Consider the following 15,234-nt stretch of genomic DNA (forward strand, 5'->3'; position numbering starts at 1 on the left):
GCTTTGGCCCGCGGCGTCAGGCGGCGCCGCATCGCGCAGGCCGCCGGGTAACATCGGCTGCCCGCCGCCGTCCGGGCTTTTGCCGCATGCCGCCTTCCCTTCCTTTCTCCACCTTCCGCGCTGCGGCCCCTGCTCCACTGCGCGGGCGATGGCAAGCGCTGCGAGGCCTGGCCGCCCTGTGTGCCGCAGCACTGCTGTGCGGTTGCGCGGGGGTCACGGTGTCTTCGATGTCGCCGCGCGAATACCTCACGCAGCGGCGCGGCGACGTGCTCACGACGGGCCGGGTGAGCGAGGCGACCGAAGAGGTGCTGCGCGTGATCGGCAGCGACGCCGAGGCCTGCGCGGACGACCTGGCCGAATGCCGCGCGCAACTGGCCGCGTCCAGCGGGCTGAACGAAGAGCAACGCCTGGCGGCCCTGGCCGAGGTGTGGCTGCAGGTGGGCATCGACGGCGAGCGCGACCGCAGCGCGCCGCTGCCGCCCGACGAGGCGCTCGACGCCTGGATGGAGTCGGCCCGCCACGCCTGGGCTTACCTGTTCTTCACCCCGCGCGGCCCGGGCGAGCGGGCCTTCGAAGACCGGCAGACGCAGGTGCGCGACTACTACAACTTCGCCACGCAGCGGGTGGTGGCCCTGCTGTTCCAGCGGTACCAGGCCGAAGGCACCCGCTCGGATGCACCGCTGACCGTGGGCGCGTGGCGCATCTCCAGCGACGCCTCGGACCTGCGCCTGCCAAGCGATGCCCCGCTGCCCTCGGAGCTGATTCCCGCCGCCACGCTGCGGTTCTCGGGCGTGCGCAACACCTACCGGCGCGACGGCCTCGGCACGGAACTGGTGGCCGTGTCAGTGCCCGAACCTGTGCCCGGGTCCGTCAGTGCACAGCAGGACGGACTGCACGGCCCGCCCCACACGCCGCCGCCGTTTCAGGAAATGCCCTTCCCCGCCGCCACCGCCCTGCTGCGGTTTCCAGGCAAGACGCTGGGCGAGGTGCTGCGCACCCAGGACGTGCAGCTCACCGTGTACGACCCGTACCACACGGCCCAGGTGGAACTGGGTGGGCGGCCGGTGCCGCTGGCCGGCAACTTCACGGCGGGGTATGGGCTCTGGCTGGCCCGCTCGGGCTTCGCCACGCAGGCCATGCGCACGCTGCTGGGCTGGAACGACCGGCTGGACGCCCCGCGCATCCACCTGATGCAGCCCTACGACCCCAACCGCCGCACCATCGTCATGCTCCATGGCCTGGCCAGCAGCCCCGAGGCATGGATCAACGTGGCCAACGAAGTGCTGGGCGACGCCCAGCTGCGCGATGCCTACCAGGTGTGGCAGGTGTACTACCCCACCAATGCCCCCCTGGCGGTGAACCAGCACGACATCCGCGAGGCGCTGCAGGCCACGCTGGCGCACTTCGACCCGGCCGGCACCGCACGGGCCTCGCGCGACATGGTGCTGGTGGGGCACAGCATGGGCGGCGTGCTGGGGCGCCTGCTGGTGTCCGACACGGGTGACGTGCTGTGGAACCAGATCGTCGGCAACACGCAACTGGAAGACGCCGACAAGGCCCAGTTGCGCCAAGACCTGGGGCCGTTTCTGGTGTTCGAGCCGCTGCCGCAGGTGAGCAGCGCCGTCTTCATCGCCGCGCCGCACCGGGGCACGCCGTTCGCGAACAAGACCCTCTCGCGCTGGCTGGCGAACATGGTGACGCTGCCGCTCGCGCTGCTGGAGCGCTTCGGCGATGCCACACGCATGCTGGCCCGGGCCCAGGCCACGCAATCGACATCCGACGGCGTTCCGCCGCGGCTGCCCAACAGCATCGATAACCTGGCTGACACCGACCCGTTCGTGCGCGCCGGGGCCGAACTGCCGATCAGCCCGCGGGTGCGCTACCACTCGATCATGGGCCGCGAAGACCCCGCCGCGCCGCTGGCGCAGTCGAGCGACGGCATCGTGCCCTACACCAGCGCCCACCTCGCTGGCGCCGATTCGGAACTGGTGCTGACCTCGCACCACAGCGTGCAGGAGAACCCGCGCGCCATTCTGGAGATCCGCCGCATCCTGCGCGAAGCGCTGGCGGCCCCGCCCGCGCGCTGAGCCCCAAGGCCCGGCGCGCAGCTTTCAGCGATCAGCGCTGCTGGGCGAGCCGCACCTCGTTCGTGCCCTGGGCGGCGCCACTTTGCGGCACCTGTTCGCCAGTGCGGTCGGTCACCTCGGCCAGCCGGGCGGCCAGTTGCTCGGGCACATCGGCTCCGATGCCCAGGTGCAGGCCCTGGGTGAGCGTGATGTGCGCGGCCTCGAACGTGCCGGCGCCCGCGCACAGGATGGTGCGGCTGGGCGCGCTTTCGTGGGCCAGCACCAGCATGGCGGGCACCACGGCCTCGGGCTTGAGCGCGGCCAGCACTTCTTCGGGCATCAGCCCTTCGGTCATGCGGGTGGCGGCGGTGGGGGCGAGCGCGTTCACGTGGATGCCGTGCTTGGCGCCTTCGATCGCCAGGGTTTGCATCAGCCCGACCTGCGCCAGCTTGGCCGCGCCGTAGTTGGCCTGGCCGAAGTTGCCGTACAGGCCGGTGGACGACGTCGTCATCACGATGCGCCCGTACTGCTGCGCCACCATGTGCGCCCAGACGGCCTTGCAGCAGTTCGCCGCACCCATGAGGTGCACGTCCACCACGAGGCGGAAGTCGGCCATGTCCATCTTGCCGAAGGATTTGTCGCGCAGGATGCCGGCGTTGTTGACGAGGATGTCCACCCTCCCCCAGGCGTCGATGGCCTGCTGCACCATGGCCTGCACGGCCTCGAAATCGGTCACCGAGGCGCCGTTGGCCAGCGCCTCGCCGCCCGCCGCGCGGATCTCGTCCACCACCGCCTGCGCGGCGCCGGCCGTGCCGCCGCTGCCATCCACCGCCCCGCCCAGGTCGTTGACCAGCACCTTGGCGCCGCGCGCTGCCAGCGCCAAAGCATGCTGGCGGCCCAGGCCGCCGCCGGCGCCCGTGACGATGGCCACGCGGCCTTTGAAATCGATTGCCATGATGTCGGTGTCTCCTGTGGCCCGTCGGGGGCCGGTTGGGGCATTCAGCCGGAATATGAGGACATGCGCGCAGATGCACGGTGCAGTGGCGGGATTTTGATCGACAGACCAGGCCATTGCCACGCGCTGGCGTCGCGAAGGCGTCGCGATGACGACATGGCCGCCCCCGCCGCGCCGTGGCGCCGGCCGTGCATGGCAGCTTTTGCGAACCCGTTGGCAGCGCAGCGCCCCTGCGCCGCGCCTATGCTGGCGAACCTGCACGAACGCAACCCTCCCCGCCCTCGCGAGTCGCCCCATGATCACCCTGCACCACTGCCTCAGCGCGCGCTCTTTCCGCCCCTTGTGGATGCTGGAGGAGCTGCAGGTGCCCTACGCGCTGCACATGCTGCCGTTTCCGCCCCGGGTGCATGCCCGCGGCTTTCTGGAGGCGAATCCGCTGGGCACGGTGCCACTGCTGGTCGATGGCGACACGCGCATGACCGAGTCCGCCGCCATGTGCCAGTACCTGTGCGCGCGGCATGCGCCCACGCCGCTGCAGGTCGAGGTGCATGAGCCGGACTTCGGCCGCTACCTGAACGACCTGCACTTCGGCGAAGCCACCCTGACCTTTCCGCAGACGCTGGTGCTGCGCTACCGGCATTTCGAGGCGCCGGAGCGGCGCAGCCCGCAGGTGGCGGACGACTACGCGCGCTGGTTCCTGGCGCGCCTGCGCATGCTGGAGCCACGCCTGGCGGAGCAGGCCTTTCTGTGCGCGGGCCGGTTCACGGCAGCTGACGTGTCTGTGGGCTACGCCCTGCTGCTGGCCGAGCATCTGGGCATGGCAGCGTCCTTCACGCCCGCCGTGGCCGCCTATTGGGCACGGCTGCGCGAGCGGCCCGGGTTCGCCCGCGCCATGGCGGCCCAGGCAGCGGCCGCGCAGGACCAGGGCATCGATCCCACGCATGCGCCCGACCTGCGGCCTTGACGCCCTGAGCCTTTGAATCGGCTGCAACCTGGGCAAGGCGCATGGTCGAGTCAGAGACCGCGCGCCGAAAAGTCGGGTAAGGTTGCCGGGCAGGCTTTTTTCGGCCAGCGGCCTTCCGCACTCCGGCCCCGCCGCCTGCCACGCGAGCGCTACCGCGCCCGCGCGCCATTGATCCGATTCGACAATCCGCCCGCGTGGCCGCGTCCGTCTTCGTGCCGCCGCCGGGCTTTGATGCAAGGAGCATCGCCATGAAAGCCATCTGGAACGGCGTGACCGTCGCCGAGAGCGACGACACCGTGCTGGTCGAGGGAAACCATTACTTCCCCGAAAGCGCGCTGAAGCCCGAATACTTCACCTTCAGCAACCACAAGACCATGTGCCCCTGGAAGGGCCAGGCCACCTACCGGTCGCTGCTGGTCAACGGCGAACTCAATCCGGACGCCGTCTGGACCTATGCCGACCCCAAGCCCGAGGCCGAGTCGATCCGGGGCCGCTTCGCCTTCTGGAAAGGCGTCAAGGTCGGCGCCTGAACCGGGCCTCGGGTTATCCCTGGCGGCACTGGACAATCATGTGGATAACCCGGGACAACGCCTGTATGGGTGCCGTAAGTCGTTGACCTGAAAGGGAAACCGATGCGTCGCCTCATTTTTAGGCACCCGGTTGCCCACAGGCCTGTGGTTATCCCTTCGATCGCTGGACAATCATGTGGATAACTTGGGACAAGCCCTGTATGGCGGCGCCAAGCCGTTGATTTACAAAGGATTCCGCTCCGCTGCCTGCTTTTTAAGCACTGCGAGACGAGTTCGGCCGTCGTACCGCGATGCTATTAAAAGCATAGCTACCTACCGGCGCATTGATTGCGCTGGAGGCCTTTTTCATGCCTAACCCTGGGCGCATGCCATTCCGCGCTTGGCGCTCCCATTGATCTGGCGCTCCGCATTTCCCTTTTCCCTTTTCCCCTCTCCTGCTGCTGCTTCGCCATGAGTGATCTCCCTTCGATTCCTTTCTTCACCGCCCGCGTCGGCGACGACGGTACGCAGTGCGACGCCTGGCCCGAACAGCCTCTGCTGCAATCGCTGGAGCAAGGCGGGATCGACTGGCCCAGCTCGTGCCGCAACGGCACATGCCGCACCTGCATCGGCCTGCTGGCCGAAGGCGAGGTGCGCTACGAGATCGAATGGCCGGGACTGTCCCCGGAAGAACGGGCCGAAGGCTGCGTGCTGCCCTGCGTGGCGTACCCGGTGAGCGACCTGCGCCTGGAGGCCCCTGGCATCTGAGCCTCCCGCATTTGAGCCCCCCGCATCTAAGCCCCTGAATCGGGCTGAATCGATCTGAAACCGCGCGGTTCCTGCTGCAGGGCCGGGCTGGCACCCTTGCTGGACGGCACCGCCTTCGCCCAGAATCTTCCCGATACGCATCCAAGCGAGGGAGGGAAAACACCATGGACGCCAGAGGCAAGCCACCGGCCGAACAGGCCACCACCCCGGCCAGGGAAGGCCCGGACGACGCACCCACACGCGAAGCCGTCCTGGCCGAATGCATCGCCGCAGACGCGCAATGGGCCGCAAAGCCCGGCCGCAACCTCGTGCTGCTGTTCGACGGCACCGGGAACATCCTCGGTAACCAGCAGGACACCAACGTGGTCAAGCTGCTGCGCATGCTCGACAAGGAGCGCGACGACCCCGGCCGCGAGCCCACCCAGCTCGTCTATTACGACCCGGGCGTGGGCACGGCCAACGAGTTTCCGGCGGACAGCGTGGCGTCCATCGTCAAGGACCGCATCCGCCAACTGACGGGGCTGGCGCTGGGCAGCGGCGTGTTCCCCAACATCGCCGAGGCCTACAAATTCCTCGTGCACACCTACCGCCCGGGCGACCGCATCTACCTGTTCGGCTTCTCGCGCGGGGCGTTCACCGCGCGGGCAGTGGCCGGCATGATCAACATGTACGGGCTCATCCACACCGAGGGGCTGCCGCTCATCGAAACCCTGGTGCGCACCTACTTCGCCCCGCAGGGCCGCAAGAACCGCTCGGGCACCAAGAGCCGCGAGGCCTTCGCCCGCGACGTGATCGACAACTTTTCGCTCGGACGCACGCCGCTGGTGCATTTCATCGGGGTGTGGGACACGGTGGAGGCCATCGGCAGCGGCCTGCTGGGCGGCATCCAGATCACCAATTCGACCGCGTTCGCCCGCAAGCGCTTCGCGAACGTGCGCCACGCGATGTCGCTGTACGAATCGCGCAGCAAATATTCACCCCGGCGCTACCTCGACCCGCATTTCAACGAGCGCGAGCGTGGCGCGCGCAGCTTCGACCAGCGCTGGTTCCGCGGCGTGCACAGCGATGTCGGCGGCTCGTATGCCCGGGCGGGGCTGTCCAACCTCACGCTCCGGTGGATGGTGGACGAAGCCTTCGCCAAGGGCCTGCGCGTGGACCGCAGCCAGTTGCAGCCCGGCGACCCGCTCACGCCCATGCACGACCAGGCGTACGACTGCCCCTATTGGGTCTGGACGGGCCTGAACGCGCGAGCACGCCTTCCCCACGACTTCATCGACCCCACGGCCCGCCCGGTGGATGGCGCCGTGCCCGCCAGCGCCGTGCCGCGCACGCAGCCCTGGCGCTGGATCGGCGTGGTGCTGGCGCTGATCACCGCCGTGCTGTTCGCCATCACCTACTCGATGGGCCTGCAGGCCTGCGACCTCGACGCCGCGCCCGGCTGGGTGCAGGGGCTGCCGTCGGGCTTTCAGCTGTCGGCGCACTGGCACGCGGACTGGGGCGTGCTCTGCGGCGGCACCGACACCGTGCGGCGCGCCATCGCCTGGGACTGGGCCTTGCTGGCCAGCTACACGCTGTGGCTGGCCTACCCGGTGGCGTGGGCGCTGCGGCGCATGGTGGCGCGGGCCGTGCCGCCGGGGTGGGCGCTGGGCTGGCTCTACCGCCACGCGCACTGGGCGATGATGGCGCTGGTGGCGTCGGACTTCGCCGAAAACTTCGCCACGCTGCATATGCACCACCCCTACTGGCCCACGGTGCTGACGCTGGCCAGCGGCGCGAAAGCGCTGTGCCTGCTCGTGCTGGCATGGGTGATGGCAGCCGGCACCCTGGCCGGGCGCGATGGCGGCCGGGCGCGCCCCGCCTCGCCCGGTGCCCAAGTGCACTAAAATCGCCGCCTTTGGGGCGCAGAGCGCTCCTGCACCGTGCGGCCAGCGCCGCACCGCTCGCTCTTTGCAGGCGGCCCCGCCCCGGGCCGCGGCCGGGACCGCGCGGTGCACGCCACCCGCGCGGCCACCGAAAGCCCTGTCCTCCATGAACACCCCCCTGACCCCTGCGCCCATCTCGCCGGTGCAAGACATCGTGGCCGAGATGCGCGCCGGGCGCATCGTCATCCTCGTGGACGAGGAAGACCGCGAAAACGAAGGCGACCTGGTCCTGGCCGCCGACCACGTCACCCCCGAAGCCATCAACTTCATGGCCCGCTTCGGCCGCGGGCTGATCTGCCTGACCCTCACCCGCGAGCGCTGCGAGCGCCTCCACCTGGCGCCCATGGTGGCCCGCAACGGCACCAAGATGGGCACGGCCTTCACAGCCTCCATCGAGGCGGCCGAGGGCGTGACCACCGGCATCTCGGCCGCCGACCGCGCCCGCACCGTGCAGGCCGCCGTGGCGCCGAACGCCGTGGCCGCCGATCTGGTCCAGCCCGGCCACATCTTCCCGCTGCAGGCGGTGGACGGCGGCGTGCTGATGCGCGCCGGCCACACCGAAGCCGGCTGCGACCTGGCCGCCATGGCCGGCTGCAGCGCCAGCGCCGTGATCTGCGAGGTGATGAAGGACGATGGCACCATGGCCCGCCTGCCCGACCTGCAGGTTTTCGCCGCCGAGCACGGCCTCAAGATCGGCACCATCGCTGACCTCATCGAATACCGCAGCCGCAACGAATCGCTGGTCGAAAAGGTCGGCTCGCGCACGCTGCAGACCGCCTTCGGCGAGTTCACCGCCCACGCCTTCCGCGATGCGCCCAGCCAGGCCGTGCACCTGGCGCTGGTCAAGGGCCAGTGGAACCCCGACGACAGCGTGCCTGTGCGCGTGCACGAGCCGCTGTCGGTGCTGGACGCGCTGGAAGTGAACCGCTCCATGCACTCGTGGGGCCTGGACAGCAGCCTGCAATACATCGCCACCCAAGGCCAGGGCGTGGCCGTGCTACTGAACTGCGGCGAGAGCGCCGAGCAGCTGTTGGAGCAGTTCGAAGGCCGGGCCCGCTCGGCCCACGCGCCCGAACGCGGCCGCATGGACCTGCGCACCTACGGCGTGGGCGCGCAGATCCTGCGCGAATGCGGCGTACACAAGATGCAGCTCATGGGGCCGCCGCGCCGCATGCCCAGCATGGCGGGCTACGGCCTCGAGATCACCGGATACCTTCCCAAGGAATAAGACATGTTTGGCGCAGAAAAAGGAACATCGGACAAGCTCGACGGCAAGAAGCTGCACATCGGCATCGTGCAGGCGCGCTTCAACGAGAGCATCACCAACACCCTGGCCGCGGCCTGCCGCGCCGAGCTGCTGGCGCTGGGCGTGCAGGAAAAGCACATCCACCACGTGCTGGTGCCCGGCGCGCTCGAAGTGCCCGTGGCCCTGCAGGCCATGGCCGAGCGCGACGAATACGACGCACTGATCGCCCTGGGCTGCATCATCCGCGGCGAGACCTACCACTTCGAACTGGTGGCCAACGAATCGGGCGCCGGCGTGAGCCGCATCTCGCTCGACTACCACGTGCCGGTGGCCAACGCCATCATCACCACCGAAAACATGGAGCAGGCCATCGCCCGCCAGACCGAAAAAGGCCAGGACGCCGCCCGCGTGGCCGTGGAAATGGCCAACCTGCTGGAGGACCTGTCGTGAGCGATTCCTCGTCTTCCTCCCACCCCGGCAGCGGCGCCAAGCGCCCGCCGCGGCAGGCACGCACCGGCGTGACCAGCACCGGCGCCCGCAAGGCCGCCTCCAAGTCCAACCGCAGCCGCGCCCGCGAGTTCGCCCTGCAGGCGCTGTACCAGCACCTGGTGGGCCGCAACGACGCCGCCGCCATCGACACCTTCACGCGCGACCTGTCGGGCTTTCACAAGGCCGACGCCGCGCACTACGACGCGCTGCTGCACGGCTGCATCGAATCGGCCGAAGCGCTGGATGCGCTCATCACGCCCCAGCTCGACCGCAAGATGGCCGAGATTTCGCCCATAGAGCACGCCGCCATGTGGATCGGCGTGTACGAGTTCCAGCATTGCCTGGACGTGCCGTGGCGCGTGGTGATCAACGAGTGCATCGAACTGGCGAAAGAGTTCGGCGGCACCGACGGGCATAAATACGTGAACGGCGTGCTCAATGGCCTGGCACCCACGCTGCGCGCGGACGAAGTCGCCGCCGACAAGGGCGCAGCGAAGCCCAAGGCGCCCGCCAGCGAAGCCCCCGAAGCCCCGGCAGACGACGCCTGAGCCCGATGGACATGGACATGGGCTGGGGCGTGGGGCCGCGTGCCTCGTCGCCGGACTACCGCGCACGCTCTCCCACTGCCCATCGCCCTGGCCTCTTCCCACGTCAACGCCCACCCCGCGCCGTGCGGGCAGGAACAGAGCATGCAATTTTCTTCGCGCGCACAGCGCATCGAACCTTTCTATGTGATGGAGGTGGCCAAGGCCGCCCAGGCGCTGGCGCGCGAGGTGGCCGGCACCCGCGAACCGATGATCTTCCTGAACATCGGCGAGCCCGACTTCACGGCCCCGCCCCTCGTGCAGGAAGCCGCGGCGCGCGCCGTGCAGGGCGGCACCACGCAATACACGAACGCCCTGGGCCTGGAGCCCCTGCGCGAGCGCATCAGCGCCTGGTATGCAGAACGCTTCGGCGTGCAGGTGCCGGCCCGGCGCATCGTGGTGACGGCGGGCGCATCGGCCGCGCTGCAGCTCGCTTGCCTGGCCCTCATCGATGCGGGCGACGAGATCCTCATGCCCGACCCGAGCTATCCCTGCAACCGCCACTTCGTGAGCGCTGCGGAAGGCAAGGCGGTGCTGATCCCCACCACGCCCGAAGAGCGCTACCAGTTGAGCGCCGCCAAGGTCGAAGCGGCCTGGGGACCGAAGACGCGCGGCGTGCTGCTGGCTTCGCCCTCCAACCCCACGGGCACGTCCATCGCCCCCGACGAGCTGCGCCGCATCCATGCGGCCGTGCAATCGCGCGGCGGCGTGACGCTGATCGACGAGATCTACCTGGGCCTGTCGTACGAAGAGCGCTTCGGACACACGGCGCTGGCGATCGACGAGAACATCATCAGCATCAACAGCTTCAGCAAATACTTCAACATGACCGGCTGGCGCCTGGGCTGGATGGTCGTGCCGGACGCCATGGTGCCCGTGGTCGAACGGCTGGCGCAAAACCTCTTCATCTGCGCCAGCACCGTCTCGCAGCACGCAGCCATGGCCTGCTTCGAGCCCGATAGCATTGCCGAATACGAACGCCGGCGTGCCGAGTTCAAGGCCCGGCGCGATTACTTCATTCCCGCCCTGGAGGCCCTGGGCCTGTCAGTGCCGGTGGCGCCCGACGGCGCCTTCTACGCCTGGGCCGACTGCACCCGGGCCGCCGAGCGCCTGGATGTTTCGGGCAGCTGGGACTTCGCCTACGAAGTGATGCGCCGCGCGCACGTCGCCGTCACGCCGGGGCGCGACTTCGGCGCCTTCGAGCCGCAGCGCTTCGTGCGCTTTTCCACCGCCAACTCGATGGCGCAACTGCAGGAATCGGTCGCGCGCCTGCGCACCCTGCTCGGATGACGGCGACCGGTATGGCCCCCGATGCCGACCTGCAGGCCACGCCCCAGGCCGAGGCGCGGTTCGAGTGGCCGCTGCGCATCTATTGGGAGGACACCGATGCGGGCGGCATCGTGTTCTATGCCAACTACCTCAAGTTCTTCGAGCGCGCCCGCACCGAATGGCTGCGCTCGCTGGGCCTGGGCCAGCACAACCTGCGGGAACTCACGGGCGGCATGTTTGTCGTAACGGACGCGCGGCTGCGCTACCTGAGCCCGGCGCGCCTCGACGATGAACTGATTGTTACGGCCTCTTTGCAAGAGCATGGCCGCGCATCCCTGACAATACGCCAGCAAGCGCTCCTGAAACCAGAGCAAATGTCCCAACCCCAGCCCTTGCCCATCAAGCCCGTGCTACTGTGTGAAGGCACCATCCGCATCGGATGGGTCGATGCCGCCACCCTGCGTCCCGCGCGCATTCCGGGCACCCTTCTGGAACAACTCTCATCATGAATTCCCAAGACATGTCCATCCTCAATTTGGTGCTCAACGCCAGCTGGGTGGTGCAACTCGTCATGCTGCTGCTGATCGGCGTATCGGTGGCCAGCTGGGCCGCCATCTTCCGCAAGCTCTTCGCCCTGAAGCGCGTGAAATCGCTCAATGAAGACTTCGAGCGCGAGTTCTGGTCCGGCACCAGCCTGAACGACCTGTACGCCAGCGCCGCGCAGAACGCCAAGAACGCCGGCCCGATGGAACGCATCTTCGCCAGCGGCATGCGCGAATACCAAAAACTCCGCGAGCGCCGCATCACCGACGCCGGCACGCTGCTCGACGGCGCCCGCCGGGCCATGCGCGCCAGCTTCCAGCGCGAGATGGACGTGGTCGAATCCAGCCTGTCGTTCCTGGCCTCGGTAGGTTCCGTCTCGCCGTACGTGGGCCTGTTCGGCACGGTGTGGGGGATCATGCATGCCTTCACGGGCTTTGCCGGCATGGAGCAGGTGACGCTGGCCACGGTGGCCCCTGGCATCGCCGAAGCGCTGGTCGCCACGGCCATCGGCCTCTTTTCCGCCATTCCGGCCGTGATCGCCTACAACCGCTTTGCACGCGACATCGACCGCGTGGCCATCCACCAGGAAACCTTCATCGAAGAGTTCTCCAACATCCTGCAGCGCAACCTGGGCGCCCAGCCCACGTCGTCCGCCTCGGGCCACTGAGCAGCACAGGAGACAGCAGCATGCCCGCAATGGCTTCACGCGGCGGCGGCCGGCGCCGCACCATCAACGAGATCAACATGGTGCCCTTCATCGACGTGATGCTGGTGCTGCTGATCATCTTCATGGTCACGGCGCCCATGCTCACGCCCAGCGCCATCAACGTGCCCTCCGTGGGCAAGGGCGCCAAGCCGCCCAAGGCGTTCGGCCAGGTCATCATCCAGAAGGACGGCAGCCTGCAGCTCAAGACCGGTGACGGCGAGCGCCCCATCACCCTGCAGGGCCTGGGCGCCGCCGCCAAGACCTGGCAGGCCACGCAGCCGCCCGATACGCCCATCCTCATCAGCGCCGACAAGACCGTGACGTACGAGACCGTGGTGAAGGCCATGGACGCCTTGCAACGGGCGGGCGTGCAGCGCGTGGGCCTGGCGGTCAAGTCGGGCGGCTGACCACGCCACCGCTTTCGCCCTCGCCCCGTTTTCGCCTTTTTCCGATCGCATGCACGCCTCCAACGACCGCGACCAGTTCGCCCCCACCCGTCCGCCCGGGCGCCTGCGCGCCGTCGCGCTGGCCGTGCTCGTGCACGCGGCGCTGCTGGGCGCCCTCACCTGGGGCGTGAACTGGAAGACCAGCGCAGACATGCCTGCCGTGGAAGCGGAGATCTGGGATCGCGTGCCGCAGCAAGCCGCTCCCCGGGACGTGCCACCGCCGCCTGTTCCGCAGCCCGATCCCACGCCCCCACTGCCGCCTCCGCCCCCTGCGCCGGCGCCGCCTCCGCCACCACCTCCGCCCCCGAAGGCGGAGCCCGACACGCGCGAGGCCGACATTGCCCTCGAGCGCGAGAAAAAGCGCCAAGAGCAGGAAAAGAAAGAGCGCCAGCAGCAGGCCGAGCGGGAAAAGCGCGAGCGTGAGCGCAAGGAACAGCTCGAAGAAGACAAGAAAGAACGCCTGCAAAAGGAAAAAGAAAAGGAACAGCGCGAGAAGGCCGACAAGGCCGAACGCGAAAAGGCCGAGAAAGAGCGCCGCGAAAAGCAGGCCGAGCAGGATCGCCAGGAACAGCAGAAGAAACAGGCCGAGGACAAGCGCAAGGCCGAAGAGAAACGCAAGGCCGAAGCCGCACAGGCCAAGCAGGCCGAGGCGCAGCGCCAGGAAAACCTGCGCCGCATGCAGGGCCTGGCCGGCGCCACGGGCGGCGAAACCGCCACCGGCACGGCCCAGCGCAGTGCCGGCCCGTCGGGCAGCTATGGCGGCAAGGTGGCCGCGAAGGTCCGCCCGAACATCGTGTACCCGGACGCCCTGTCGGACAACCCGCGCACCGAAGTGGAAGTGCGCGCGTCGCCCGACGGCACCATCGTGGGCACCCGCGTGACAAAGTCGAGCGGCAACAAGGCCTGGGACGATGCGGTGGTGCGCGCCCTGCAGAAGACCGAAACCCTGCCACGCGACGTGGACGGGCGGGTTCCGTCATCGCTCGTCATCGGGTTCCGTCCGCAGGATTGAGATCGGTCAACGCCTGGGGCGGTTGTCTGGCCGTCTGGCCGTCTGGCCGTCTGGCCGTCTGGCCGGCAGTTTGCTATCGAAACAGAAGCTGCCAGCGCAATAAAACAAAGGGCTTCAGGCCGTTTAATGCCTGAAGCCCATGTTCTTCCAGGGAACACCGCTATTGATTTAATAGCGACACCCCTTTGGCTTTGATCCCCACAGGCATTGCAGCGCGCCAGCCAGAATGCCAGCGCCGCTGCGGCCCATGCGGTCAGTCCCGTCGCTCGATCATCCGGTTCACGCTCAAGGCGCCCAGCGTGCAGGCCGCGGCCGACAGCAGGTACAGGCTCACGGCGAACAGACCGAAGTGTGCCGACAGGCCCAGCACCACCAGCGGCGCAAAGGCAGCGCCCACCAGCCAAGCCAGGTCGGCAGTGAAGGCAGCGCCGGTGTAGCGGTACTTGGAGGCGAAGTTGGCCGTCACGGCGCCAGCTGCCTGGCCATAGGACAGGCCAAGCAGCACGAACCCGATCAGGATGAACGCATCCAGTGCCACCGCTCCGCCGCCGATCAGCGCGGGAGCGAAGCCGCTGTACACGGCGATCATCACGGCCAGCACGCCCAGCGTGGTGCGGCGGCCCAGCCGGTCGGCGATCACGCCCGAGGCGATCATGCTGCCGATGGCCAGCACCCCGCCAATCAGTTGCACGAACAGCACGTCGTTGATCGGCTGCTCAGGGTAGAGCGCGGCCCACGACAGCGGGAACACCGTCACCAGATGGAACAGCGCGTAGCTGGCCAGTGCCGCGAAGCCGCCGATGAACACGTTGTAGCCCTGCGTGCGCACCATTTCGCCGATGGGCGTGGGCTCCAGTTCGCGCTCTTCCAGGAGCTTGGTGTACTCGTCGGTCACCACCAGGCGCAGGCGGGCGAACAGGGCCACCACGTTGATGGCGAATGCCACATAGAACGGATAGCGCCAGCCCCAGGAGATGAAGTCTTCCGACGACAGGCTCGCGTGCAGGAACAGGAACAGCGCGCTGGCGATGATGAAGCCGGTGGGCGCGCCCAGTTGGCCCAGCATGGCGTACCAGCCGCGGCGGCTGGCAGGCGCGTTCAGCGCCAGCAGCGAGGGCAGTCCGTCCCACGAGCCGCCCATGGCGACACCCTGCAGGATGCGAAAGAGCGCCAGCAGCACGATCGCATACGCGCCCAGGCTTTCGTAGCCGGGCAGGAACGCCATACCGGCAGTGGAAAAGCCCAGCAGGAACAATGCAGCCGTCAGCTTGGTGCCCCGGCCCCAGCGGCGCTGCATGGCCATGAACAGCGCCGTGCCGAAAGGCCGGGCCACGAATGCCAATGAAAAGACCGCGAAGGCGTAGAGGGTTCCCTGCAGCCGATCGACGAACGGGAAGAATACGGTGGGAAAGACGAGCACCGAGGCGATGCCGTAAACGAAGAAGTCGAAATATTCGGAGGCGCGGCCGATCACCACACCGATCGCTATCTCCTCGGGAGCGACGGGGGAGTGTCCGTTCTGGACGGGCCGGGAGTCTTCTTCCGTGGCGCGCGATGAGGATCCGGGGTAATGCTGTGTCAATGTGGTCATCGGCGTGCTCCTTTTGAATGCACCAGCAGTTTTTGCTTTGGCGGGCCACCGAACCTGTCGCTGGCTGCCGCAACCCACTGTAGGACAAAACGTCCCATTCCCACCACACTGGTTTTCACGTAGATTCGATGGCTTCCCGTGGCCATCTCGTGCCGCCTTCCACC

Annotated in this window: 15 protein-coding genes; 13 read left to right on the top strand and 2 right to left on the bottom strand. The window is 68.3% G+C overall.

The window, feature by feature from the left end:
* Positions 1-86: 86 nt before the first annotated feature.
* Positions 87-2,087 carry an esterase/lipase family protein gene (locus tag BLT03_RS02600; RefSeq protein ID WP_245711199.1) on the top strand — a complete coding sequence of 667 codons (2,001 nt, stop codon included), beginning with the start codon at positions 87-89 and terminating at the stop codon, positions 2,085-2,087.
* 31 nt (positions 2,088-2,118) lie between these two features.
* Here BLT03_RS02600 and BLT03_RS02605 read toward each other — a convergent pair whose 3' ends face one another.
* On the bottom strand, positions 2,119-3,021 hold the full coding sequence (locus BLT03_RS02605) for an SDR family NAD(P)-dependent oxidoreductase (protein ID WP_092739945.1): 903 nt from the start codon (positions 3,019-3,021) through the stop codon (positions 2,119-2,121).
* A gap of 295 nt (positions 3,022-3,316) precedes the next feature.
* Between BLT03_RS02605 and BLT03_RS02610 the strand changes: the two genes are divergently transcribed.
* The 12 genes from BLT03_RS02610 to tolA all read left to right on the top strand — a co-directional run bounded on the left by BLT03_RS02610 (position 3,317) and on the right by tolA (position 13,479).
* Positions 3,317-3,985: a glutathione S-transferase family protein gene (locus BLT03_RS02610; protein WP_092739947.1), complete on the top strand. Its 669-nt coding sequence runs from the start codon at positions 3,317-3,319 to the stop codon at positions 3,983-3,985.
* Positions 3,986-4,233: 248 nt separating this feature from the next.
* On the top strand, positions 4,234-4,515 hold the full coding sequence (locus BLT03_RS02615; protein ID WP_092739949.1) for a DUF427 domain-containing protein: 282 nt from the start codon (positions 4,234-4,236) through the stop codon (positions 4,513-4,515).
* 450 nt (positions 4,516-4,965) lie between these two features.
* Complete coding sequence (locus BLT03_RS02620; protein WP_092739951.1) at positions 4,966-5,262, top strand: 2Fe-2S iron-sulfur cluster-binding protein; 297 nt, start codon at positions 4,966-4,968, stop codon at positions 5,260-5,262.
* Positions 5,263-5,426: 164 nt separating this feature from the next.
* Positions 5,427-7,145, top strand: coding sequence for a T6SS phospholipase effector Tle1-like catalytic domain-containing protein (locus tag BLT03_RS02625; protein ID WP_092739953.1), 1,719 nt, complete (start codon positions 5,427-5,429; stop codon positions 7,143-7,145).
* Positions 7,146-7,290: 145 nt separating this feature from the next.
* Positions 7,291-8,412: a bifunctional 3,4-dihydroxy-2-butanone-4-phosphate synthase/GTP cyclohydrolase II gene (ribBA, locus tag BLT03_RS02630; protein WP_092739955.1), complete on the top strand. Its 1,122-nt coding sequence runs from the start codon at positions 7,291-7,293 to the stop codon at positions 8,410-8,412.
* Between the two features lie 3 nt (positions 8,413-8,415).
* Positions 8,416-8,880, top strand: coding sequence for a 6,7-dimethyl-8-ribityllumazine synthase (gene ribH, locus BLT03_RS02635; protein ID WP_092739957.1), 465 nt, complete (start codon positions 8,416-8,418; stop codon positions 8,878-8,880).
* Complete coding sequence (gene nusB, locus BLT03_RS02640) at positions 8,877-9,467, top strand: transcription antitermination factor NusB (RefSeq protein WP_092739959.1); 591 nt, start codon at positions 8,877-8,879, stop codon at positions 9,465-9,467. Before ribH ends, nusB begins: the two co-directional genes overlap by 4 nt.
* Positions 9,468-9,608: 141 nt before the next feature.
* Complete coding sequence (locus BLT03_RS02645; protein WP_092739961.1) at positions 9,609-10,793, top strand: pyridoxal phosphate-dependent aminotransferase; 1,185 nt, start codon at positions 9,609-9,611, stop codon at positions 10,791-10,793.
* Positions 10,794-10,804: 11 nt separating this feature from the next.
* Positions 10,805-11,281 carry a YbgC/FadM family acyl-CoA thioesterase gene (locus tag BLT03_RS02650; RefSeq protein ID WP_092739963.1) on the top strand — a complete coding sequence of 159 codons (477 nt, stop codon included), beginning with the start codon at positions 10,805-10,807 and terminating at the stop codon, positions 11,279-11,281.
* The gene (gene tolQ / locus BLT03_RS02655; RefSeq protein ID WP_092739965.1) at positions 11,278-11,982 is read left to right on the top strand and encodes a protein TolQ; all 705 of its coding nucleotides are present in this window, start codon (positions 11,278-11,280) and stop codon (positions 11,980-11,982) included. The genes BLT03_RS02650 and tolQ overlap by 4 nt, the downstream gene beginning before the upstream one ends.
* A 20-nt stretch (positions 11,983-12,002) precedes the next feature.
* A complete protein-coding gene (locus tag BLT03_RS02660) occupies positions 12,003-12,428 on the top strand; it encodes an ExbD/TolR family protein (protein WP_092739967.1) in 426 nt (141 codons plus the stop codon).
* A gap of 49 nt (positions 12,429-12,477) precedes the next feature.
* The gene (gene tolA, locus BLT03_RS02665; RefSeq protein WP_092739969.1) at positions 12,478-13,479 is read left to right on the top strand and encodes a cell envelope integrity protein TolA; all 1,002 of its coding nucleotides are present in this window, start codon (positions 12,478-12,480) and stop codon (positions 13,477-13,479) included.
* A gap of 253 nt (positions 13,480-13,732) precedes the next feature.
* On the opposite strand, the gene BLT03_RS02670 is transcribed toward tolA, so the two are convergent.
* Positions 13,733-15,070 (bottom strand): MFS transporter, encoded by a 1,338-nt coding sequence (locus tag BLT03_RS02670; RefSeq protein ID WP_092739971.1) that lies wholly within the window; start codon positions 15,068-15,070, stop codon positions 13,733-13,735.
* Positions 15,071-15,234 lie beyond the last annotated feature (164 nt).

Origin of the sequence: Paracidovorax valerianellae (genome assembly GCF_900102625.1) — a bacterium.
GTDB lineage: Bacteria > Pseudomonadota > Gammaproteobacteria > Burkholderiales > Burkholderiaceae_C > Paracidovorax > Paracidovorax valerianellae.